Below are 22086 nucleotides of genomic sequence, written 5' to 3' on the forward strand. Positions count from 1 at the left end.
ATCAAAGTGTAGCTTTATTAATCTCAGCCCACCTTAGGAAGTTTAAGTATCTCCAATGCTCCTCAGTGTAGTTAGCTTTATTAGTAAAAACCTTGGTAAACTCAGCCTTCAACTCATTTATTTTGAGCCCGAAATGACTGTTATTACGCGAGTTTAAAATTTCCGAAACCCAAGAGGAGGAGTTCTTTATCCATTTTCGTTCTGGAGTCTCAAAGCCTATTTTGTCTTTTCTTTTTAAGATTTCTTGAGGTAAATAGCTCTTCAGGCCTTCACGCATCAGTTGTTTTGTATAACCATCATTGGTTAAGATATAATCCTCTGGCAAGGAGAAAACAAACTCAGTTAGGTCCTTTGTCAGGAAAGGAACACGTCCCTCTATGGAAAACGCCATAGAGTTCCTGTCCTGATACCGGAGCAGCCAAGGAAGACCTACATGTTTGAGTCGTTTATAGAGTGAGGCTTTTAGATAGTTGTCTCCGAAATTCGGGGCGGTAAAGGTTATATCATTTGCATCTATGGCCTTAGTCTCAAAAAATCGTTCAGTATGAGAGAGGTAGCGCTTCTCTAAACGTTTCTGCATATCCCAAGGGAGGATTTTAGCAACGCCTTTCAGGATAAGCCTTAATTTTGATACATTAAGAAGCGGGTCAATTTTCCTGATAAATGCTATGTATGCATTAATTCCATCCTTCTGAAGTATAGACATCGCTCTATCGGAGAAATAATGAATATAGCCTGCAAAAATTTCATCAGCCCCCTGTCCGTCAAGCACTACTTTGATGTTATTCTCCTTCACCAATTCGAATACCTTGTATTGTGCGTAGATGCTTGTACCTCCAAAAGGCTCATCCTGAAGCGCTATTATTTTTTCAATTTCCGAAATAAAGGTTGCTTCTGATGGTTCTGTGAAGTAGGGTACACTTCCGACTTTTGCGTTTACTATATCAATCCACTTCTTTTCGCTTTTTTCCTCATAGTTAGGAATATAGCTAAAGGCGTGTTTTTTTCGCTCTGGCAGAATCTTATCGGCAATACAGATAACTGAGGAGGAGTCTAGACCACCTGAGAGAGTATAGCCCACTTCTACATCGCTTCTCAGATGTATTTTTATATTATTATAAAAAATCTCCTCAACGCGACTGGCAGCATCCTGGAAGGAAATATTGCGTACTTCAATATTTTCAAGGGACCAGTAGGGCTTTGGCTTTATAGCTTCACTTTTAGCTGCTGGTATAATGGCGTAGTGTGCAGCTGGGAACTCACAAATATCGCTGTATATAGTTTCTGAAGAATGATTGGTCCACCCATACGCCAAGTATTCCTGCAACTTGGCCGCGTTGATCTTTTTATTTACTTTAGTCTCTGCAACAAGTCCTTTTATTTCGGAGCAAAAGAGGAAAAAGTTATTGTTTACTGCGTAATAAAGCGGCTTAATTCCGAAAGGGTCTCTTGCCAGGAAGACTTCGTTCTTAACTGTATCATGTATTGCAAAGGCAAACATGCCATTAAAGTATTCGAGACATTTCACGCCCCACGTTTCATAGGCATATAAAATTACTTCTGTGTCAGTTTCAGTCTGAAACTGATAGCCTTTCGCCATTAAAAGATCCCTCAACTCAATGTAATTGTAGACCTCACCATTATATGTAATAGTGTATCTTTTATTAAGCGTCTGCATAGGTTGCCAACCTCTTTCAGATAAGTCTAGGATTGATAGTCTGCGGTGAAGGAAGGCCACGTTGAAATCAAATCCATCTTTGATCTCTCTTGTCAACACTTTTTCTCCTCCAGCAGCAAAGTAGAAGCCAAAGTCATCAGGACCTCTATGCTCAATGGCACTTCCGATGTTTTGTATGGTCTCTAGTGAAATTTCGGACCGTTTAAAATTTATTGCTCCACCTATTCCGCACATGGTATTATTTCAGCATTTATGATTGAAAGCAGCATTGTTTTTATGCTACTTAATTAGTGATTTATAGACCTCTATTATTTGTGGTATTACTGCTCGCTTTGAAAATTTATCTTCAAACCCTTTTCTGATTCGGTCTGAATCAAAAGCTGAGTAGTTCTCCATTAAGTAAAATATCTTCTGAGCCAAGTCTTGAGGGTCTTGTACTTCGGCAAGCAATCCATTGTATTCATCCACTATACACTCCGGTCCTCCGCATCTTGTGGCTATAACCGGTTTGCCACAAGCGATAGCTTCTGCATACACCACGCCAAATGTCTCTCCATGACTTGGTAAAACAAATGCGTGACATTTTCGATACATTTCTCTTGCTTTGCTTCTACTTATCTCTCCAAGCCAATCTACATGCTGTTCCAGGCCTAATTCTTTTGCTTTTGCTTTATAGTGCTGTAGGAGTTGGCCACCTCCACCAATGCTGAATACCACCTTCTGTTTGTTTTTTATCACAATTCGAATTGCTTCGAGTAAATCATCGATTCCTTTCTCCGGGTATAGCATTGCAAGAGTGAAGAAATGGAAAGGCGCATCTACCGGAGTGTAGGTGGGTGTGAAAAAGTCTTCGTTGATTACATTAGGGATGAAGACGGGCTGTTGAAAGCCAAAATCCGTGATATCATTCGCGAGTTTGGGACTAACCGCTACAACCTTACTGGAGTTTTCTAAGGGCAAAGCCAGTTTTGGGTGAATACCACCATCTCTCAAAAGAAACTTCTCGAACGGGAAAGGCCCCATATGTTCTGTGATAACATAGGGTACTTTGTATTGTTGGGCTAGGGCCATAGCAATATAACCTGCAGGATAACTAACATGGGCATGTATAACATCTACTTTACCATACCGTGCTTGGTAGGATTCGAAGTTAGCAAAATTAGCATTTATCATTCCCGCAATGTTGTCACCTTTCACGTTAAATGGCCACTCAAAGGTTAGAGAAGGAGTGAATAGTTCGATAAGATTGTCCCTTAATGGCGTAACTTGTGTTAACTTTCTGTTTTTCCCGAAGTTATAAAACGCCTTTAAGGTAGAGAAGGGATTCTTATTAAGAGCGTATTGGGCGTTGTTCTGCCCCCACAGACTAACACCTATGTTTAGCCTTTCGTACATTTCTGCAATATAGGAAGCCTGTTCTTTAAAGAAGATACCTGCTATAGGGCTATTGGCCGAAGGATACCAAGATGGGATGATAAAAACATTCATGCTTGTTGTGTGATTAAGTCTGTAGGAGTTCTATGACGTATTGTCAGAATGAAGTATCAAGTTTGCACTACAAGTATGAATGGCTAACCTGAAACTTTCTTTAATAAGATGAAATTGAAAAGTATGATAAGGATGATATCCAGTATCCCCCAAAGAATCAGGCCTAGGAAGACATCATTTTGTAAGTAGCCTATGTAAAATGCCAGGGGTCTTAAGAAAATAAATAGAATTCCGAACAGGAGAGAGTATTTCTGAATGCCATAGACGATGAAGGCTGTGCTTGTAGGGGAACTACAGAAAACAAAAAGTAAGGGAATAGAGAGGATGGAGGCAATCTTACCAGCCTCTTCCCATTCAGCACCAAACAATAGGACGAAGAGTTCACTGCCGAAAAGTAATAGTATTGTAAAGGGAACTAATCCTATGGCAAATAACAAGCCCCACATTTTAAGTATGAGTTTTATTGAGTCTTGTTTATGATGGTGTACTTCAGTTAATTTCTGATAAAACACCTGACCAATGCTTACGCCAATCAGGCTGATCGGTAAATTCAGAATTCTGAATGCAAAAGAGAAATGCCCTGCTAAGGCTTCAGTAAAGAGAAAAGATATTAGGTAAACCGGCAACTGCGTTGTAAAGGTATCTAGAAAGGAAGTAGGTAAGGAATATTTAGGGAAATCTGCATGTTCAATAGCGGAATGCTTTATCCCCCTTTTTGTAGTAACTTTTCTTATCTCTCTAAATAACGGCCCTCCCTTATAGGCTATCACTACCAAAGCCATGATTGCACCTACAAGCTGGCCCCATACTAAACCTACGCCTAAGCTTAAAAAGATTCCCACTAGTATCGCAGCAGTTATATTAGATGCGTTTTGGGCGATCTTAGAGGAGGCTAGAAAATTATAGTTTTTTTCCCTGTTTGCCCAATAGGAGAGAATTTGATAGGCTCCCATGAATAGAAAAGAAACTGGTATCAAGTAAATAACATGGCTCAGGGCGGGTTTGTCTACAAGCCCAATAACCCACTTATGCAGAAGAACTAACAGAAGCGAGATAAGAAACGTTAGCGACCCAAGTATGATGAAAGACAACGATACTAAGTTAATTGCACCTGAACGCAATTTTGCAGATACGATGGCTATATCGTATCTGCCAGTAGAGAAAATTAGGAGTATAGATAAGGTGCTGTTGTAGAGTGCAAAAGTTCCAAAATCTTCCGGGGTATAAATTCTAGACAGAACAGGGGATGCGGCAACAGATATAATCTGAGCAAGGGCAGTTCCTGTAAACAACTTTGCTGCATTCTGCAGATACTCGGATTGAGCGGCGCCCTTGACCAGACTTTTGATCTCTTTATTCTTGAAGGCTTTCAAATAAGACTCCATTTTTAAATTATACTCTTGAGCCTAAGCTGCTCAGGTATTCAACCCGTACCTCCATCAGGCCTTTATAAAAAGCATGTGACCTAATGGAAAGGATGTTTTGACAGCTTCTCCTTTGCCAACGGATGATATTCACCCTTTAGACCGACTGATTGCTGGTTCCTGATATCATGTACAATCTCGATAGATTGTCTCGCTTCCTCTAGCCCATAGCCATTCCCATTCAGGATTTCTTGATAACTTATGGTATGCAAATCGGTAAAGCCTTCACTAAACTCAAGTTCTTCACCCTCCACCGTAATGGAGCGGAAGGTACTCTTTCCTTTTTCTTTCGCCGCAGCTGGCAGAAGATCAAAATTGATACTAAGGAACCATCGCACGCGTGCATTTTCAAATTCTAAATACCCTGCGGCGCGGTCGTGGGTGTGCAAGTGCACCACATTCTGCTGCACTTTCCCAAAAATCCAGCTCAGCATGTCATAGAAATGTACCCCTATATTTGTCGCAATGCCGCCCGACTTAGACACATCTCCCTTCCAGGATGTAAAGTACCAATGGCCTCTGGAGGTCAGGTAGGTCAGGTCTACCTCATACTTCTTATCTTTCGGCCCGTTTTGAATTTTCTCCTTCAGTGCTATGATGCTAGGGTGAACGCGCAACTGCAGAATGTTATTGATTTTCTTGCCTGTTTCTTTTTCAATATGTGCCAGTGCATCAATGTTCCAGGGGTTAAGCACAAGTGGCTTTTCACATATGGCATCAGCCCCACGACGGAGCGCCAAACGGATATGAGCGTCGTGGAGATAGTTTGGAGTACAAATACTCACGTAATCCAGTGTAAGCTCTTTCTCATATTTTAACTTCTCCAGATGTCTGTCAAAGCGCTCAAACTCCACAAAAAAATCGGCATTGGGGAAATAACTGTCCATAATACCCACGCTGTCGAAGTTATCTAGCGCTGCTACTAAATTATTGTTCGTGTCTTTGATTGCTTTCAGATGGCGAGGGGCTATATAGCCTGCAGCTCCAATAAGGGCGAAATTTTTCATTTGTACTTCTTTACTTCCTTGTTCTCTAATTGATAACGCTCATTGCTCTCTGGGCAGGCGGCAAAGCCATTTTCGTCAAACTCAAGCTTATGGCCATATTCGCTCATCCACCCCACTTGTCGGGCCGGGTTTCCTACGACCAAAGCATAAGCTGGGACAGTTTTAGTTACCACGGCACCGGCACCGATAAAGGCATAGGGGCCTATATTATGGCCACACACAATAGTGGCATTCGCTCCAATGGATGCACCTTTGCCTACATGTGTTTTGGCATATTGTCCTCGACGGTTGATGGCACTTCGGGGGTTGGAAATGTTAGTGAATACCATCGATGGGCCTAAAAAGACATCATCATCGCAGGTAACTCCCGTATAGATAGAAACGTTGTTCTGAACCTTCACATTCTTACCAAGGATAACATCCGGAGAAATCACTACGTTTTGACCGATATTACAATTTTCACCAATCGTGCAGTTAGGCATGATGTGAGAAAAGTGCCAAATTTTAGTGCCTTCCCCTATGCTGCAGCCTTCATCTATAATGGCTGTCTCATGGCTGTAATAATTCATTAGGCTAGGTTATTAGTTGCAAGGAATTCTTTGACTGAATCTGTGATAAATCGGAGTTCTTCCTCCTGCTGCTCAGTATGAATAGGCAGTGAGAGAACTCTTGCAGCCAAATCCTCAGATACAGGCAGGTCTCCCTCTGTGTAGCCGTAAGACCGGTATGCCTTCTGCAAATGCAGCGGAACTGGGTAGTATACCATAGAAGGAATGCCCCTATCGGCCAGGAATTGCTTTAGATCATCCCTATTGAATGTATTGCACTTAAGCGTGTATTGATGAAACACATGGGAAGAGTTTGCCATACGCTGTGGGAGGGTCAAAGCAGCCAGGTTGCCGAGCTGCTTGTCATAGAAATCTGCAGTTCTGTTTCTCTTACTGCAGTAATTATTCAATTCTCTGAGTTTCACCCTCAGAATAGCTGCTTGCATAGTGTCCAACCTGGAGTTAACACCAACCAGATCATGATAGTATTTCACCCGCTGCCCATGGTTGGCAATCACCTGTATCTTTCGGGCCAAGTTCTCATCCTGAACGAAGAGGGCTCCGCCATCGCCGTAGCAGCCTAGGTTCTTGGAAGGAAAGAAGGACGTTGTGCCAACTGTGCCTATTGTGCCTGCCTTCTTTTTCGTACCGTCGCTAAATGTAAATTCTGCACCAATAGCCTGAGCGGTGTCTTCTATAACGAAAAGGCTATGTGCTTTGGCTATATCCAAAATAGCTTCCATGTCAGCACACTGGCCATACAGGTGTACCGGCACAATGGCTTTTGTACGGGAAGTTATACTATCTTTTATTGATTGAGGTGCAATCAAGAAGGTGTCTGGATCTACATCTACGAACACCGGTGTTAAACCTAAAAGTGCAATTACCTCTGCTGTTGCAACATAGGTAAAGCTTGGCACAATCACCTCATCGCCATGCCTTAATTCCAGACCCATCATAGCGAGTTGGAGGGCGTCAGTCCCGTTGGCGCAGGGCACGGCGTGCTTAATATTGTTGTACTCCGCTAGTTCAGACGCGAACTGGCCAACAGCAGGCCCATTGATATAGGAGGATGTTTCTATAACATCCGCAATTGCAGCATCTATTTCATCTTTAAGACGCAGATATTGCCCATACAGATCGACCATTTGTATGGTGTATTGACGAGTGATCTTCATTAAGTTTGCCTTTAATGGCATAAAAGTAGTAAATTATTCCTCCATTTAGGAAAATCAGCATGCTTTCTTTTGGGATCCACTATATTTGTCACCTGTTCCAGAGTCTTTAACTTTAACCTCAAGTAAATAAATTCATGCAACAAGTTGATAAAGATGAGATTGATGTGGCCGAAGTCTTTCGAAATATAGGTCTGTTCTTTAATAGCATAAAGAAAAGAATTCAATATGTTTTTGATGTTGTTCTTTCGCACAAGCTAATGATAATAGGTATAACTGCCCTAGGTTTAGGAGTAGGGTATCTTACCTACTCCCTTACCAAGCCTTACTATACCTCATCTATGACCTTAATGCTTGCAAACATCCGTAATGAATTTATCGAGGATCAGCTGAACAAGCTCTCCACTATGATCGGTGAAGGTAATTACGAGGTAGTAGCAGACAGGTTAGATATTAGCCAAGCCTCGGCGCAACAGATCAAGGAAATGAAGTTCTCAAACCTTGACCAAGATAGGATTGAGGAAGATAGTGTGCTAACAGGATCGCCGTTCAGGATAGAGCTGTCCCTATATAACAGGGAATTATTTGAAAGTATGGAGCCAGCATTAACCAATTATTTAGAGAACAATAGATACTTTGCAAAGCAGAAAAGGATAAAGCAGCGGCAAGTGGAAAGTATGATCTCCAAACTAAAGGGAGAAATCTCGTCAATTGATAGCATGAAAACAAATGTAGGCTCTCCAAGGGGACCTGTGAATGGCTTTGTATATGGTCAGCCAATAGACCCTACCAACTTGTATAAGGAGAGTATTCTAATGTATAAGGAGCAGGTAGAATTGGAAGCTGACCTTGAGAATCTGGATAATGTTGAAATAGTTACGGGATTTGTTCCTAAGCTTTTGCCTACAGGTCCCAGCCTTAAGCGTCACCTTGCTATTGGTGTTGGTCTAGGATTTATAGTTGGAGTTATTGTTGCCCTCAATTTGGCGAAAAAGAGGAGGAAACTCTTGAGTTAGGTTATTTCCATGCTCCATGTAACAGAACAGCCGCTGCTATATCCATAGCAGCGGCTGTTCTGTTTTTATACCCTACTCATCCTTCCGCATCACCCAGCTCAGGTTATACAGATCTCTCCTGCGATCTTTCAGGTTACGTACGCTGCCTGCCGTGTTCAGATCCTTGAGCAGGTCCAGGTCCAGGTCGGCGATGAGCGTCATCTCGGTGTTGGGCGTAGCCTCGGCAATGACGGCGTCATGCGGGAAAGCGAAATCGGAAGGGGAGAAGACGGCGGACTGAGAGTACTGGATGTCCATGTTTTCCACCTTCGGCAGGTTGCCCACGCTACCGGTGATGGCTACATAGCACTCGTTCTCGATGGCCCGGGCCTGGGAGCAAAGGCGCACGCGCAGGTAGGCGTTCTTGGTGTCGGTCCAGTAAGGCACGAACAGGATCTTCATGTCCATATCGGAGAGCATGCGGGCCAGTTCCGGGAACTCCACGTCGTAGCAGATGAGAATGCCTACTTTACCGATGTCGGTATCGAATATCTTCAGTTTATGGCCCCCGCGCATCCCCCAGTAGTGCGACTCGTCCGGGGTGACGTGTAGCTTGTACTGCGAGTCGTAGGTGCCGTCGCGGCGGCAGAGGTAGCTCACGTTGTAGAGCTTGTTATCGTAGTACTCCGGCATACTTCCGGCAATGATGTTGATGTTGTACGACAAGGCCAGGTGAATCATCCGCTCACGGATCTCCTCTGTATACTCTGCCATACTTCTGATCGCCTCCGACGGGGTGTCCTCGTTTGACAGGGCCATCAGCGGTGCGTTGAAGAACTCCGGGAACATCACGATATCGGATTTGTATGAGCTCACGGTGTCCACGAAGAACTCTACCTGCTGCATAAAATCGTCGATGTCTTTAATGGCCCGCATCTGCCACTGCACGATGCCTATACGCACCACGGTTTTCTTGCCCCCTATGAGCTTTTCCTTATCCTCGTAGTACACGTTAATCCACTCTAGCAGCGTGGCGTAGGCCTTTGAGTCGGTGTCGTCGGGGAGGTAGCCCTTGAGGATGCGGCGGACGTGGAAGCCGTTGCTTAGTTGGAAAGAAAGCACCGGGTCGGAGAGCTCCTTGTTGCGCACCATCTCGATATACTTGGCAGGTGTGAGCTTGTTGGCGTAGTCCTTATACCCGGGTATGCGGCCGCCGGCAATAATGCCGCGCAGGTTCAGCTTCTCGCAGATCTCCTTGCGGGCGTCGTAGAGGCGGCGGCCCAGGCGGAGGTTGCGGTACTCCGGGTGCACGAATACATCGATGCCGTACAGCGTGTCACCTTCCGGGTCGTGTGTTTTAAAGGAGCCTTTGTCTATGATCTGATCGTAGGTGTGCTTGTCGCCATACTCGTCGTAATCAATAATTAGGCTCAGGGCGGCAGCCACTACTTTGCCATTGTCCTCAATACAGATCTGGCCTTCCGGAAACTTCTTTAGCAGGTTGGAGAACTCCTTTCGGGTCCAGGCGCCGTCAATGCTGGAGTACACGGTCTCCATAATCTCCTTTACCTCTTTGTAATCCCTTAGTTCCAGCTGGCGCAGCAGCAATCTATGTTCAAAACTGGTTTCTTCTCGTTCACTCATTATGTGTTGGAAATATTAATACTTGTAGCTATATACGTATGCTTACCATACTTTTGGTATAGTATACCTGTAGCACCGGATAATGCAAGTGCTGCGGTGCAAAAATAAATAAAAGAAGCGCAGTTTGGGGCTGCGCTTCTAAGTATAGTTTCTCGTAAAGTGTATTTTATACCTGTATCTCGGGCACCTCGCCCTCCACGATCAGGTTGCCTTCAGTAGCGGCCTTAATGTCTTCTACCGTTACACCCGGAGCGCGTTCCAGTAACTTAAAGCCACCTTCCACTACCTCGAGTACGGCCAGGTCGGTCACGATTTTTTTCACGCAGTTCAGGCCCGTCAGGGGAAGGGAGCACTCTTTCAGGAGCTTAGAGGAGCCGTCGCGGGCGGTATGCTGCATGGCTACGATGATGTTTTTGGCAGAGGCCACCAGGTCCATGGCGCCCCCCATGCCTTTTACCATTTTGCCCGGAATCTTCCAGTTGGCAATATCGCCGTTCTCCGACACTTCCATGGCACCGAGTATGGTCAGGTCCACGTGCTCGCCGCGAATCATGCCAAAGCTCTCAGCGGAGCTAAAGATAGAAGAACCCGGGAGCGTGGTAATGGTTTGCTTGCCGGCGTTGATCAGGTCGGCGTCTACCTTGTCCTCAGTAGGGAAGGGGCCCATGCCCAGTAAGCCGTTCTCCGATTGCAGCACTACTTCTATACCTTCCGGAATGTAGTTGGCCACCAGCGTCGGTATCCCGATGCCCAGGTTCACGTACATGCCGTTCTTTACTTCCTGGGCGATGCGTCTTGCTATTTGATTTTTATCTAAAGCCATATTTATCTGAGTTTAAGCCTGTCTAACCGTTCGCTGTTCAATGCGCTTCTCATACTTGTCGCCCTGGAAGATGCGCTGCACAAAGATGCCGGGTGTATGGATCAAGTTCGGGTCCAGCTCACCGGCAGGCACTAGTTCCTCTACTTCAGCCACGGTGATTTTGCCGGCAGTGGCCATCATCGGGTTAAAGTTGCGGGCGGTGCCTTTGTAGATCAGGTTTCCGGCAGTGTCGCCCTTCCAGGCCTTTACAAAAGCGAAATCAGCTTTCAGCCACTCTTCCATCAGGTACATTTTGCCGTTAAACTCACGGTTCTCTTTGCCCTCGCCTACCTCGGTGCCGTAGCCGGCAGGGGTGAAGAAAGCCGGAATGCCCGCGCCACCGGCCCGGATACGCTCTGCCAGCGTGCCCTGCGGAATCAACTCTACCTCCAGCTCGCCGCTCAGCAACTGGCGCTCAAACTCCGCGTTTTCGCCTACATAGCTGGCAATCATTTTCTTTACCTGGCGCTTCTGCAGCAGCAGTCCGATACCGAAGTCGTCCACGCCAGCATTGTTAGAGATACAGGTCAGGTCTTTCACGCCCAGGCGCAGCAGCTCCTGAATCGCGTTTTCCGGGATACCGCAAAGGCCAAAGCCCCCCAGCATCAGCGTCATGCCGTCCTGAATGCCCTGTAGTGCTTCCTGTGCGTTTTTTACAGTTTTATTGATCATAGTGGGTGTAATTGGGAATGTTTAGCTGCCGGTGCGCAGCGGCTGTGCTTCTGCCTCACCAGCTGTTTCTGTCTGTAGGTAATTTAGATATAAAAATAGGCATATAAAAGTATGGATATCCCTTTTTCGGGTGAAATGGGGGAAAGGTTAGGTGAAAAGCCAGGGGAGGTAATTTTTAGGATACAAGTAGCTGAACCGCAGACTATGCTTTTCGAGTGTAGTAGTGGCTGGAATGCCGAAAGCCAGCATATAGGCTCATGCTGGCTTTCGGTTTATACTTTCAAGTATGGGATCGGCGTTATTGTAGCGCCAGAAATTCCTTCGTCGCCTGCTTGTCTTTCTCCAGCTGCCCTTTCAGGGCATCCAGGCTCTCAAACTTGCGCTCCTTGCGGAGCTGCTCCATAAACTGCACCGTCATGGTTTTGCCATAGAGGTCGCCGCTGAACTCAAGCAGGTGCACCTCCATCGTTAGCTTTTTGCCAGCAACTGTTGGGCGAAACCCGATGTTCATCATGGCCGGGTGGCGCTCGTTCCCTATACTTGCCCAAACCGCGTACACGCCGTTGCCAGGTATGAGCTTATGCGCCGGCGGAAGCGCCAGGTTGGCTGTCGGAAAGCCGATCGTGCGGCCAATCTTATCGCCCTCCTCCACCACAGAAGTGATACTATAGGGGCGGCCGAGGTAACTGTTGGCTGTGTCAATGTCGCCGCTTTCGAGTGCCCTTCTGATTTTGGTGGAGCTCACGCCCACATCATCCACATCCTGGCGCGGAATTTCCTCGACCTCAAAGCCGTACTGTGCCGAGCGGGCCTTCAGGTGCTCAAAGCTGCCCTCGCGGTTCTTGCCAAACCGGTGGTCGTAGCCGATGACCAATACTTTGGTGTTGATAGCCCGAACCAGTATATCGGATATAAAACAGCGGGAGGAGGTGCGGGAAAACTCCTTGGTAAAAGGGACAATGAGCAGGTAATCGATGCCGAAGCTGCGGAGCTGTTCAATGCGCTCATCTATGGTAGAAAGTAACTTCAGCTCGTTGTCATCTGGGAACAGCACCAGGCGCGGGTGCGGCCAGTAGGTGATCACCACACTTTGGCCGTCGCTCTGGCGGGCGCGCTCAATGACGCGGCGCAGGATCTTCTGGTGGCCCACGTGCACCCCGTCGAAAGTGCCGCTTGTCACCACGGCATGGCTCAGCTCGGGAAAGTCAGCTATGTCACGAATTACTTCCATCCGCTTCCTCCAGCTGTTTTTTTCTAATCGCGATGATATCGTCAATGGTAAGGGCGTCCTCCAGCTTATACTCGCCGATGCGCGTGCGCTCCAGCTTGGAGAGGTGGCCCCCCACGCCCAGTTTCTGCCCCAGGTCGTGGGCCAGGCTGCGGATGTAGGTGCCTTTGCTGCACACCACCCTGAACTCCACCTCCGGCCCGTTTATACTTGTAATATCGAATGCATTGATGGTAACGCTGCGTGGCTTTAGCTCTACCTCCTTGCCTTTGCGGGCCAGGTCGTAGGCGCGCTTGCCGTCTACCTGCACGGCAGAGTAGATGGGCGGCACCTGCTCAATGGCACCAACAAAGCTTTGGGCGGCTTGTTTTATACTTTCCTCGGTCAGATGACTGATGTCGCGGGTTTCGGTTACCTCGGTTTCGCGGTCGTAGGAGGGGGTGGTTTCTCCCAGGCGGATGATGCCGGTGTACTCCTTCTCCTGCCCCTGAATCTCGTCGATACGCTTGGTGAACTTGCCTGTGCAAAGTATGAGCAGACCAGTAGCCAGCGGGTCCAGTGTGCCGGCATGGCCTACTTTCTTAACGCGGATAGTATTGCGTACTTTCTTTACCACATCGAAGGAGGTCCAGTCGAGCGGCTTGTTTATAAGTAGTATTTCGCCGGCGGCAAAATCGTATTGCATCGTTATACTTTTAAATCTACGCCCATGGCAAGCAGTGCCAATAATACCACGCCTACGGCAATTCTGTAGTAGCCAAACATCTTGAAGCCATACTTGGTCAGGAAGCTGATGAAGAACTTGATCGCAGCCATCGCCACGAAAAAGGCCACCACGTTACCGATCAGCAGCAGCTGCAGGTCCTCGGGGTGAATGACATCAAAACTGTTCTGGATTTTTACGAGGTCGAACCTTAAAAGGTCCGAAATTTCCAGGCCTAGCAAGTCCGTCAAGAGCTTGTAAGTGCCGGCGGCCAGCATCGTAGGTACGGCCAGGAAGAAAGAGAATTCCGCGGCCGTTTTCCGGTCGATGCCCTGGGCCAGGCCACCTATAATGGAGGCAGCAGACCTGGAAACGCCTGGTATCATGGCCAAGCACTGCGCCAGGCCGATCAGGAACGCGTTCTTGTAGTTGATCTTGGTATTGGTGGAGTGGCGGAACCACTTATCAACAAACAGGAGCACAATGCCCCCAAAAACCAGCATAAAAGCTGTTATCAGCACACTTTCCAGCATGCTGTCGATCAGGTCGTTTAAGGCAAAGCCCAGCAAGGCCGCAGGTATGAAGGCGATAAACAGCTTAAAGTAAAAATCAAGCCCCTGCGCAAACCGCCGCCAGTAGAGCACCACCACCGAAAGGATGGCCCCAAACTGTATGTTCACTGTAAAGATCTTGGTGATCGGTAACTCGTTAATGCCCATCAGGCTGGAGGCGATAATCATGTGCCCCGTAGAGGAAACTGGTAAGAACTCGGTAAGCCCTTCAACAATGGCTAAAATAATAGCCTGCCAAATACTCATTTATTTTTTTGTTTTGTCCTTTGCCATGATGGCGAAAAATTCAATGGCGAAGCCCGCCAGCACTACCAGCGGCCCCAGCGTGATGCCCAGGAATCCGAGGCCATATGGCTCGGTGTCCAGCGTCATGATAAAGAAGCCGAGTGCCAGTACGGCAATGCCAGCCAGCATCAGGACGTAGTTCTTCTTGCCAAAGGCAAGGTTGTTTTTGTTATCCTCCATGGTGTTAGTATAGTTCATCTAAAGACATGCCCAGGTATTTGCGCACGGCGCGGTAAGAGCTCATAAACCCGATGATAAGGCCCAGCATAACCAGCGCACCCATCAGGATATAAGTCTGCTCGTCGTTGCGCAGCAGCTGCAGCTCCGTAATCTCGTTATAGGTATACTGCATCAGGCCAAAAAGCAGGGCAGAGGCCAGCACCCCGCTCACGACGCCCTGCCAGGCGGCACGGTTCAGGAACGGGCGCTGGATAAAGAACGAAGTAGCTCCCACTAATTGCATGCTGCGTATTAAAAAACGCTGCGAGTACAGGGCCAGCTTAATCGTGTTGTTTATCAGAATGATCACCACCAGCACCAGGATGGCGGCAAAGCCTATTAGAATAATGCTGATCTTCTGGATGTTCTGGTTGATGGACTCAATAAGGCTCTCCACGTACTGTACCTCATACACCCCGTCAACTTCCTCCAGGTCCAGTTTTATACTTTTGAGCATGGCAGAGCTGGAGTGGTCGGCATCGATGCGGAGCACATAGGCGTCGCGTAGCGGGTTATCCCCCAAAAATGTCATGAAATCTTCGCCGGTCTCGTCTAAAAATGCCTTGGCGCCCTCCTCCTTGGAAATATAGCGGACTTGGGCGGAGTCGTTTTGGAAGGCGACATATTCTTTGGCGGCAAAGGTCTTCTGCAGTCTCACCAGCTGCACCTCGGTCAGGTTGCGGTCCAGGTAAACCTGCATTTCTATACTTTCCTTCACCTTCTCAGATAGCTTCTCGGCGTGGATCAGCAGCAGCCCGAACACCCCGATCACAAACAGCGCCAGCGTAATACTGAACACCACCATCAGGTGCGGGTAGTTGCCTAATTTTTTCTTCTTGATGTGTTTTACTTTCGTCGCCATAGCTGTAGCCTTCCGCGCAAAATTAGAAATATATTTTACAAAAGCGCAGGCGTAAGGGCCAAAGCCGCTAAAAAAGGCCTGTTCGGTCTTTATAACTCCAGTCTTGGGTCGGAATCAAGTATGATGCGGTCGCGCTCCTGCTCCAGGCGCTGTTGGCGGCGGGCGCGCTTCTCACTGCCGAAAAGCTCGCGCAGGTTGTCGAAGCGCTTGGTGTGCAGCAAGCTTATACTTTGGCTCTGGGTGATGCGCTGCGTGTAAATGTTAGGGATTGAGTTATACTCCAGCCGCGCGCGGAGCTCCCCGGATGGGGAGATATAGTAGTCGAGCAGCCAGTTGCCCACATAGCCATCTCCGCTCGCATTGTCGCGGCTACCGCCCAGTCCGGTCTCGCTGGTCACGCGCAGGCGGCCCTGAAAGAACGTATAGCTCAGGCGCACCTGCAGTGCATTGAGGGCATCCTGCCCGATGCTACCCAGGCCTATGTCTACTTCCAGGTTGCTGTCGATGCTGTTGAAGAAGTTGTTGAGCTGGCCTGAGAGCAGGCTTCCCAAACTGCCGCCTACCGCGCTAGCTCCTATACCGCTGTCGAAGGCCAGCGTGCCCTGGGGCGAAAGGCGCTGCAACACGAGCAAGCTGAACACCTGGCGGTTGAGCTCACTCTCATCGTTCTTGATGGAGTTGATAACCGAGTATTGAGAGGTTTGAATTTCCTGCGGGAGCTGATCGAAGCTAAGACCAAGCTGAATATTCGGCGTAAGCAGCGGACCTTTAAGGTCGATAATGGCTGTCACAGGATAGCGGCCTGAAATGTTATCGCCAGTTATCAGGTTGTCAAAAGAGGCCATCTGGGTATAGTTTGCCTGAATGTCCATCACACCAGCGGTAGGGTCGCCGTTCCAGGTGATGGTGCCGCCTGGCACTACTTTAAACTCGCGGGTAACCAGGCCCTCCAGCAGGTTCAGGTTGTAGGCCCCCTGCAAGATCTCGAAGGTGCCATACATGTTAAAGTCACCGCGGGTATCGATGGTCATCTGGATGTCGCCATTGCCGGAGCCCCGGATCACGTCGCCGGTGGTGCGGTCGATGATGATTTCAAAGTAGGCGTCGTCGGTCACGTCCAGGTTAAAGTCCAGGTTGATGCCCGAGAGGTCAACGGCGCGGCTCTCAGCCTCCACCGCTATGTCTGTACCTTTTTCAGGGTTGTTGTTCACGAAGCGGATAAAGTCTTTCCTGGACACATCGGTCTGGTAATCGAGCGGCAGCACGATGCGGGTGTTGGCGTCGCTGCGGGCATCCACCTTTACCTGCAGGTTCTCTGTTGGTCCCAGCACGCTGGCAGAGCCCGTGGCGAAGGCCGTTCCGTAGAAGAGCTCGTTCTGCGCCTCGGTGGTGTTGAGCACCATAAAGTTGCGGAAACGCGCCTCCATATCGATTACCATATTCCGGAAACCGTCGTGGGCGATACCTCCCGTCACCGTGGCCCTGTTGCCGAACAAGTCCTGCAGCTGCGCATTACGGAAGCTGATGCTGTTAGGGCCAAAGTAGATGCGGTCGGAGAAGCGGTAGGTGGTGTTCAGGTAGTCGAACGTGAATTGGCCACCGGTGACTAGAACGGAGCCTTTCAGTACCGGGGCATTCAGGTTGCCCAGCACCCGGATGCGCCCTTCCATGTTGCCGCCCAGGTCAGAGAACAGGCCGCGCAACACCGGCTCTACCAGCTTCAGGTTTGCCTGGTCCAGCACGGCGAGCAGGTCCAGTTGGTCTTCCTCCACTTGCGGGTTATAAAACCCCGTGAGCGAGAGTACCTTCTTGGCGTTTCGCTGAATGCCCACATCCACCGTCGCGCGCTGGTTAGCCTTGGTCCAGTCGGTGCTGCCTATTACGTCGCCGATAAATACATCATCCAGGTAAAAGGAATCCACCTGCATGGCAGCGTTGAGCATGGCCTGATTGTAGAGGTCCTGCGCAGTCAGTTTTGCCGTTACCTCGCCAGCGATCTTCATGGGCAGGATCGGGTTCAGGTTGTTGAGCTTAAAGTTCTCCACGTTCAGCACCAGGCGGCTGTTCGGGTCCCGGGATACTTCGCCGTCGGCACGTATCACCTGGTTCTGGTTCGTAAGGGCAAAGTTCTCGAACACGAGCCGTTTGCCTGCCTCGCTTATATAAATGGTGTTGCCGGGGAGAAAGGCCCATACGTTTTTCTGCAGCGTGATGTCCGACTCGTCGAAGACGATCTGTATCTGGTTCTGCAGAAAGTTCAGGTCGCCGGTGATGAGGGCGCGGTTGTTCTGCAGCGGCTGTCGCAGGCTGGTGGCGAACTGAATGGTGCGCTCACTCCAGATGCCTTCCAGGAAAAAATCCTGGGTGGAACCGACACCCGGCAACTCCTGCTGCCGCGAGGTGAAGAGAGCGGCCGCCAGTACATCCGGGTTGTCCAGCATTTTGGAGGTATTCAGTTCAATATTGTTTCCATATAATGTATACCCGTCGTACAGGATAGTGTCGATGGTGGCATATAACTCCAGTATAGCAGTGGCATCGTGTCGGAACGAGCCCTCTACCTGCGAGCTGTCGGATATGGTGAGCTCCGGCACAAACAGCTCCAGGATAGGGGTAGCCTGCTTCAGGTTCATGGCATAGTTCACGGCATACTCGCTGGCCCTTTCTTTGGGCTTGCGGTTGTAGTACTCCGCCGTGGCAACCGGGTCACTTTCAAAGTTGAGCTGGTACTCCTGAACCAGCGCCTTTAGGTCAGCTATTAGCGTGGTATAGTTGAAGTTGCCGTCCACGTGCAGGTCCAGCAGGCTCGAAAAGAGGTCGAGCGATCGCTGCCCGGCGGCAATTTCTGATGCCACCATAACCGAGTCTAGCGAGAGGCTGTTGCCCTTGTACCCCACGTAGGCACTGTCAAAGCGGGCGGTCCCTTCGAACTCATCGAGCCGCAGGCCCTTAAAATTCAGATTAGCATGGGCACTGAGCAGGAGAGGCTCCTGTGTCAGGTTCAGCGCCTGGAAATCGATGCGCTCCAGGTCGGCCACCATGTTAAAAGCTTTGCGCTGCTCCGTCAGGTTCACCTCGCCGCTGGCGGTAAAGATCAGGTTAGGGTCGTTGATGGAGACATCACCCGTGAATACCTGGCGGCGCAGGACACCGTCGGCTTTCAGGTTCTGGTAATTATATCCTAGCAACTGCACCTGCCGGATATCCACGTTTGCTTTTACGTCGGCGGTTTTCAGGCTAAAGCCAGTGCCCTGCAGGCGGCCGCTCATAGAGATAGTGCTGATTTGTTCCTCAGCATCGAGCAGACGGCCCAGGTTAAAACCGTTGGTGGTTACAAACCCGCTATAGGAGGAGGTGCGGGTATCGTCGTCTATTTTCAGGTTGATGTCAGAGCGCAGGTTACCCAGCGCGGTGCCGAATTCCCCGTTGGCCACGAAGTCGTTGTAGAAGCCCAGGAAACGCCCCTCCAGGCGAACGGTGCCCAGCCTGGCTGCCATCCGGTAAGCTTCCTGGGGCAGAAATTTCCGGAGGTCCTCGGCGCTGATGGTGGAAGGCTGCAGGCGCAGGTTGGCGAAGGTCTCTTTGAAGTTGGGCAGGCCATCGGCATTGATAGTACCCACAATATGCGTATTGCGGCCATACTTCAGGTCGACATCCGTGGCAGAGAAATTCCGTACCAGCCCTTTCAGCTTGAGCGAGTTCACCTGCAGGTTCTCATCATACTCCCGTAGCTGCGGCGCAAAAACGGCAATATCCTGCGAGAATACTTTGCTGTTCTCCAAGTTTGCCGTCACCGTCACGCTATCCATGAATTCCGAAAAATCGCCGAAGGTGCTGTAGTCGAAGCGGACGTGGTTTTGGAGGTTGCTGTTGTTGAGCTGCAGGTCCAGTTCCTCCCAGTCCCAGAAGGTGGAGGTGTAGGTCATGCGGGTATCCAGGTTGTGCAGGTGCGTGTCGGAGTTTTTCTCCAGGGCCTTCAGGTCCGTTACCCGCACTTTCAGGGTATCCTCCAGCTGTATTTCATCAAAGCGGCCGCTCAGGTTAGTAAAGGCCAGGTGGCGGTAGTCCATGCCATGCTCGGTACGCGGAAAGTTGAAATCGTCGTAGGTAAAGCTGCCATTCTCGATGATCAGCTCGCCCAACTCAAAATTAAAAGGCTTGGATACCTTCGTTGTGTCTTTAACAAACAGCTCCTGCATGGCGCTGATGAAGGAGGTAAGGTTGAGTGAATCGGCTCCTTCATACTTTACCAGGTTTGCCCGCGGCTCCTGCAGCTCCAGGGTGCTTATACTTAGGTTGTTTGGTGAGAAGATGGAAAAGGCATCAATATCCGCCTCGGCGCGGCCCACATAGAAAAGCTCCTGCTGGTGGTTATCCTTTACCTGTAACTGCTCCAGCACTACCTTGCTGAAAAACTCGATATCCACACGGCCCACACTAACCTCGTGCTTGGTGGCCTCAGAAAGGTATTGGGCCACCTCCTGCGCCACCCTTGTTTGCACGCCCGGGAGCCGGATAGCGACAAAAACAGCTGCAAACAGCAGTAAAAGGAACAGGAACAGCCCCAAAACTATTTTTAGAATAGCTTTTCCTATAACTTTGAGGTAATTTGATGACTGTTCTTTTTCCAAAGATGACCGAACCTACAATCTTAGCGATAGAATCTTCTTGCGACGAGACCTCCGCCGCGGTAATCCGTGGGGGCAAGGTTTTGTCTAACATCGTAAACACACAGGCCGTGCACGAGCAGTATGGCGGTGTGGTACCCGAGCTGGCTTCCAGAGCCCACCAGCAGAATATCATACCGGTGGTCACGCAGGCCCTGCTTACGGCAAATGTAGCAAAAAGTGAGCTAAATGCAGTTGCCTTCACACGCGGCCCCGGCCTTTTGGGAGCGCTGCTCGTGGGCTGCTCCTTTGCCAAGTCCTTTGCGCTAGGCCTGGGCATCCCTTTGATAGAGGTAAATCACATGCAGGCGCACATTCTGGCGCACTTTATTGATGATCCCAAACCGCAATTCCCGTTCCTTTGTCTAACCGTGAGCGGCGGCCATACCCAGGTTGTGCTCGTAAAAGATCATCTGGAGATGGAGATCATTGGGCAAACAACCGATGATGCCGTGGGCGAGGCCTTCGACAAAACAGCCAAGATGCTGGGCCTGCCTTACCCGGGCGGACCGATGCTGGACAAGGTGGCGGCACAGGGTAACCCGGATGCCTTCGCGTTTCCAGTGGGCAACATGCCGGCGTATGACTTTTCGTTCAGCGGTATCAAGACCTCTGTTTTATACTTCCTCAGGGATAAAACGAAGGAGAACCCGGACTTCGTGCAGGAGAACCTGGCCGATATTTGCGCCAGTGTGCAGCACACGCTGATCAAGACCCTGCTCAAGAAGCTGAAGCAGGCTTCCAAAGACCTGGGCATCCGTGAGATTGCCATTGCGGGCGGTGTGTCGGCTAACTCAGGCTTGCGTAAAACGCTGCAGGAGTACGCCGCCAAGTATAACTGGAATGTGTATATCCCTGCCTTTCAGTACTGCACTGATAATGCAGGTATGATTGCCATGGCTGCTCATTACCAGTACCTTAAAGGAGATTTTGCCACGCAGTACGTGAGCCCCGAGCCGAGACTTAAGTTTTGAGTTAGAGAGTTAGAAAGTTGTGAAGGGGGAAGTAAGGATCAGAAACAGCAATAACCAACGGCTAACAACTAAACACTAATAACTACTAACTAATAACCATGATTTATCCCGGCGACACCCGTACTTACACCAAGCACGTAACGGCAGCAGACTTTGCCCGTTTCGAGGATGGACTGGTGCATGCCGTTTGCTCTACCTTTTCGCTGGCGCAGGCGGCGGAGTGGGCGGGGCGTCTGTTTGTGCTGGAGATGAAAGGAGAAGATGAAGAGGGAATAGGTACTTTCTTAACCATCAACCACAAAGCACCTGCCTTCGAGGGGGAGGATGTCGTGATAGTGGCAAGGCTGGAGAAGTATAAGGGCAACGAAGTGATCTGTAGCTACACGGCAAAAGTAGGGGAGCGTTTGGTGGCCGACGGAGAAACCGGTCAGAAAATTTTGAAAAAAGAAAAACTGGCGAAAATTTTAGCGCCGAAGAAAGTATAAATGGCGAAAGACAAAGACAGAATAAAGAAGCACGTTAACATCGTTAACCGCAAGGCCTCCTTCGAGTACCAGTTCCTCGACAAGTATACGGCTGGCGTGATGCTGATGGGAACGGAGATTAAATCTATCCGAGAGGGAAAGGTGAACATGCAGGACGGCTACTGCGTGTTTACCCGCAATGAGCTGTGGCTGCACAACGTGCACATCTCCACCTATACCGAAGGCACGCACTACAACCACGAACCCATGCGCGCCCGAAAGCTGTTGCTAAACAAGAGTGAATTGCGCAAGCTGGAGCGAGGTGCCGAGGAGCAGGGGGTAACGATTATCCCCACCCGCATTTTTGTGAACGACCGCGGGTTTGCTAAAGTAGAGATTGCACTGGCTCGCGGTAAGAAGCTGTACGACAAGCGACAAGATATAAAAGAAAAAGACGTGAAGCGCGAAATGCAGCGCAGCGGTTACTAGGAATGTTGAATGAGTGAATGAGAGAATTGAAGTATGATTGTCTAAGTTCTTACTCTTTGGAGCAAAGAGTAATTTTATAATTCGATCATACTTTGAAACCTACTTACCAAATCACTCATTTGCTTATTTA

At 49.1% G+C, this 22086-nt stretch carries 19 protein-coding genes; 4 read left to right on the plus strand and 15 right to left on the minus strand.

The genetic code is table 11. From position 1 onward, the window contains the following. Nucleotide 1 precedes the first annotated feature (1 nt). The 6 genes from asnB to OH144_RS05455 form a co-directional block, all read right to left on the minus strand. Nucleotides 2-1912: an asparagine synthase (glutamine-hydrolyzing) gene (gene asnB, locus OH144_RS05430; protein WP_266205285.1), complete on the minus strand. Its 1911-nt coding sequence runs from the start codon at nucleotides 1910-1912 to the stop codon at nucleotides 2-4. 45 nt (nucleotides 1913-1957) lie between these two features. Next, a complete protein-coding gene (locus OH144_RS05435; RefSeq protein WP_266205286.1) occupies nucleotides 1958-3166 on the minus strand; it encodes a glycosyltransferase in 1209 nt (402 codons plus the stop codon). 83 nt (nucleotides 3167-3249) lie between these two features. Beyond that, nucleotides 3250-4551, minus strand: a complete 1302-nt coding sequence (locus OH144_RS05440) for an oligosaccharide flippase family protein (RefSeq protein WP_266205287.1) — start codon at nucleotides 4549-4551, stop codon at nucleotides 3250-3252. Nucleotides 4552-4631: 80 nt separating this feature from the next. Then, entirely contained in the window at nucleotides 4632-5597 is a 966-nt protein-coding gene (locus tag OH144_RS05445) for a Gfo/Idh/MocA family protein (RefSeq protein WP_266205288.1), read from the minus strand. Next, the gene (locus OH144_RS05450; protein ID WP_266205289.1) at nucleotides 5594-6166 is read right to left on the minus strand and encodes an acyltransferase; all 573 of its coding nucleotides are present in this window, start codon (nucleotides 6164-6166) and stop codon (nucleotides 5594-5596) included. Before OH144_RS05450 ends, OH144_RS05445 begins: the two co-directional genes overlap by 4 nt. Beyond that, nucleotides 6166-7344 carry a DegT/DnrJ/EryC1/StrS family aminotransferase gene (locus tag OH144_RS05455; protein WP_266205290.1) on the minus strand — a complete coding sequence of 393 codons (1179 nt, stop codon included), beginning with the start codon at nucleotides 7342-7344 and terminating at the stop codon, nucleotides 6166-6168. The genes OH144_RS05450 and OH144_RS05455 overlap by 1 nt, the downstream gene beginning before the upstream one ends. A gap of 113 nt (nucleotides 7345-7457) precedes the next feature. On the opposite strand from OH144_RS05455, the gene OH144_RS05460 reads away from it, so the two are divergent. Further along, entirely contained in the window at nucleotides 7458-8336 is an 879-nt protein-coding gene (locus tag OH144_RS05460) for a chain length determinant protein (protein ID WP_266205291.1), read from the plus strand. A gap of 72 nt (nucleotides 8337-8408) precedes the next feature. Here OH144_RS05460 and OH144_RS05465 read toward each other — a convergent pair whose 3' ends face one another. From OH144_RS05465 to OH144_RS05505, 9 genes are all read right to left on the minus strand, one after another. Further along, on the minus strand, nucleotides 8409-9959 hold the full coding sequence (locus OH144_RS05465) for a carbon-nitrogen hydrolase family protein (protein ID WP_266205292.1): 1551 nt from the start codon (nucleotides 9957-9959) through the stop codon (nucleotides 8409-8411). A 166-nt stretch (nucleotides 9960-10125) separates the two neighbouring features. Next, complete coding sequence (locus tag OH144_RS05470) at nucleotides 10126-10782, minus strand: CoA transferase subunit B (protein ID WP_266205293.1); 657 nt, start codon at nucleotides 10780-10782, stop codon at nucleotides 10126-10128. A gap of 12 nt (nucleotides 10783-10794) precedes the next feature. Beyond that, complete coding sequence (locus OH144_RS05475) at nucleotides 10795-11493, minus strand: CoA transferase subunit A (RefSeq protein WP_266205294.1); 699 nt, start codon at nucleotides 11491-11493, stop codon at nucleotides 10795-10797. Nucleotides 11494-11791: 298 nt separating this feature from the next. Next, nucleotides 11792-12724 (minus strand): bifunctional riboflavin kinase/FAD synthetase, encoded by a 933-nt coding sequence (locus tag OH144_RS05480; protein ID WP_266205295.1) that lies wholly within the window; start codon nucleotides 12722-12724, stop codon nucleotides 11792-11794. Next, nucleotides 12708-13406 carry a tRNA pseudouridine(55) synthase TruB gene (gene truB / locus OH144_RS05485; protein ID WP_266205296.1) on the minus strand — a complete coding sequence of 233 codons (699 nt, stop codon included), beginning with the start codon at nucleotides 13404-13406 and terminating at the stop codon, nucleotides 12708-12710. Before truB ends, OH144_RS05480 begins: the two co-directional genes overlap by 17 nt. Nucleotides 13407-13408: 2 nt before the next feature. Beyond that, the gene (locus OH144_RS05490) at nucleotides 13409-14242 is read right to left on the minus strand and encodes an undecaprenyl-diphosphate phosphatase (RefSeq protein WP_266205297.1); all 834 of its coding nucleotides are present in this window, start codon (nucleotides 14240-14242) and stop codon (nucleotides 13409-13411) included. Then, nucleotides 14243-14461 (minus strand): DUF3098 domain-containing protein, encoded by a 219-nt coding sequence (locus OH144_RS05495; RefSeq protein ID WP_266205298.1) that lies wholly within the window; start codon nucleotides 14459-14461, stop codon nucleotides 14243-14245. 4 nt (nucleotides 14462-14465) lie between these two features. After that, nucleotides 14466-15362 carry a cell division protein FtsX gene (locus tag OH144_RS05500; protein WP_266205299.1) on the minus strand — a complete coding sequence of 299 codons (897 nt, stop codon included), beginning with the start codon at nucleotides 15360-15362 and terminating at the stop codon, nucleotides 14466-14468. Nucleotides 15363-15451: 89 nt separating this feature from the next. Further along, entirely contained in the window at nucleotides 15452-19993 is a 4542-nt protein-coding gene (locus OH144_RS05505; RefSeq protein ID WP_456107242.1) for a translocation/assembly module TamB domain-containing protein, read from the minus strand. Nucleotides 19994-19995: 2 nt separating this feature from the next. Between OH144_RS05505 and tsaD the strand changes: the two genes are divergently transcribed. The 3 genes from tsaD to smpB all read left to right on the plus strand — a co-directional run bounded on the left by tsaD (nucleotide 19996) and on the right by smpB (nucleotide 21956). Further along, nucleotides 19996-21003, plus strand: coding sequence for a tRNA (adenosine(37)-N6)-threonylcarbamoyltransferase complex transferase subunit TsaD (gene tsaD / locus OH144_RS05510; RefSeq protein ID WP_266205301.1), 1008 nt, complete (start codon nucleotides 19996-19998; stop codon nucleotides 21001-21003). A gap of 98 nt (nucleotides 21004-21101) precedes the next feature. Then, nucleotides 21102-21488: a thioesterase family protein gene (locus tag OH144_RS05515; protein ID WP_266205302.1), complete on the plus strand. Its 387-nt coding sequence runs from the start codon at nucleotides 21102-21104 to the stop codon at nucleotides 21486-21488. Further along, on the plus strand, nucleotides 21489-21956 hold the full coding sequence (gene smpB, locus OH144_RS05520; RefSeq protein ID WP_266205303.1) for an SsrA-binding protein SmpB: 468 nt from the start codon (nucleotides 21489-21491) through the stop codon (nucleotides 21954-21956). Nucleotides 21957-22086: the final 130 nt, after the last annotated feature.

Origin of the sequence: Pontibacter kalidii, assembly GCF_026278245.1 — a bacterium.
Lineage (GTDB): Bacteria > Bacteroidota > Bacteroidia > Cytophagales > Hymenobacteraceae > Pontibacter > Pontibacter kalidii.

What these genes read in the sequence shown, in the direction of transcription:
- asnB (WP_266205285.1), bottom strand. Translation starts at nt 1,912, where the DNA reads ATGTGCGGAATAGGTGGAGCAATAAATTTTAAACGGTCCGAAATTTCA.
- OH144_RS05435 (WP_266205286.1), bottom strand. Translation starts at nt 3,166, where the DNA reads ATGAATGTTTTTATCATCCCATCTTGGTATCCTTCGGCCAATAGCCCT.
- OH144_RS05440 (WP_266205287.1), bottom strand. Translation starts at nt 4,551, where the DNA reads ATGGAGTCTTATTTGAAAGCCTTCAAGAATAAAGAGATCAAAAGTCTG.
- OH144_RS05445 (WP_266205288.1), bottom strand. Translation starts at nt 5,597, where the DNA reads ATGAAAAATTTCGCCCTTATTGGAGCTGCAGGCTATATAGCCCCTCGC.
- OH144_RS05450 (WP_266205289.1), bottom strand. Translation starts at nt 6,166, where the DNA reads ATGAATTATTACAGCCATGAGACAGCCATTATAGATGAAGGCTGCAGC.
- OH144_RS05455 (WP_266205290.1), bottom strand. Translation starts at nt 7,344, where the DNA reads ATGCCATTAAAGGCAAACTTAATGAAGATCACTCGTCAATACACCATA.
- OH144_RS05460 (WP_266205291.1), top strand. Translation starts at nt 7,458, where the DNA reads ATGCAACAAGTTGATAAAGATGAGATTGATGTGGCCGAAGTCTTTCGA.
- OH144_RS05465 (WP_266205292.1), bottom strand. Translation starts at nt 9,959, where the DNA reads ATGAGTGAACGAGAAGAAACCAGTTTTGAACATAGATTGCTGCTGCGC.
- OH144_RS05470 (WP_266205293.1), bottom strand. Translation starts at nt 10,782, where the DNA reads ATGGCTTTAGATAAAAATCAAATAGCAAGACGCATCGCCCAGGAAGTA.
- OH144_RS05475 (WP_266205294.1), bottom strand. Translation starts at nt 11,493, where the DNA reads ATGATCAATAAAACTGTAAAAAACGCACAGGAAGCACTACAGGGCATT.
- OH144_RS05480 (WP_266205295.1), bottom strand. Translation starts at nt 12,724, where the DNA reads ATGGAAGTAATTCGTGACATAGCTGACTTTCCCGAGCTGAGCCATGCC.
- truB (WP_266205296.1), bottom strand. Translation starts at nt 13,406, where the DNA reads ATGCAATACGATTTTGCCGCCGGCGAAATACTACTTATAAACAAGCCG.
- OH144_RS05490 (WP_266205297.1), bottom strand. Translation starts at nt 14,242, where the DNA reads ATGAGTATTTGGCAGGCTATTATTTTAGCCATTGTTGAAGGGCTTACC.
- OH144_RS05495 (WP_266205298.1), bottom strand. Translation starts at nt 14,461, where the DNA reads ATGGAGGATAACAAAAACAACCTTGCCTTTGGCAAGAAGAACTACGTC.
- OH144_RS05500 (WP_266205299.1), bottom strand. Translation starts at nt 15,362, where the DNA reads ATGGCGACGAAAGTAAAACACATCAAGAAGAAAAAATTAGGCAACTAC.
- tsaD (WP_266205301.1), top strand. Translation starts at nt 19,996, where the DNA reads ATGACCGAACCTACAATCTTAGCGATAGAATCTTCTTGCGACGAGACC.
- OH144_RS05515 (WP_266205302.1), top strand. Translation starts at nt 21,102, where the DNA reads ATGATTTATCCCGGCGACACCCGTACTTACACCAAGCACGTAACGGCA.
- smpB (WP_266205303.1), top strand. Translation starts at nt 21,489, where the DNA reads ATGGCGAAAGACAAAGACAGAATAAAGAAGCACGTTAACATCGTTAAC.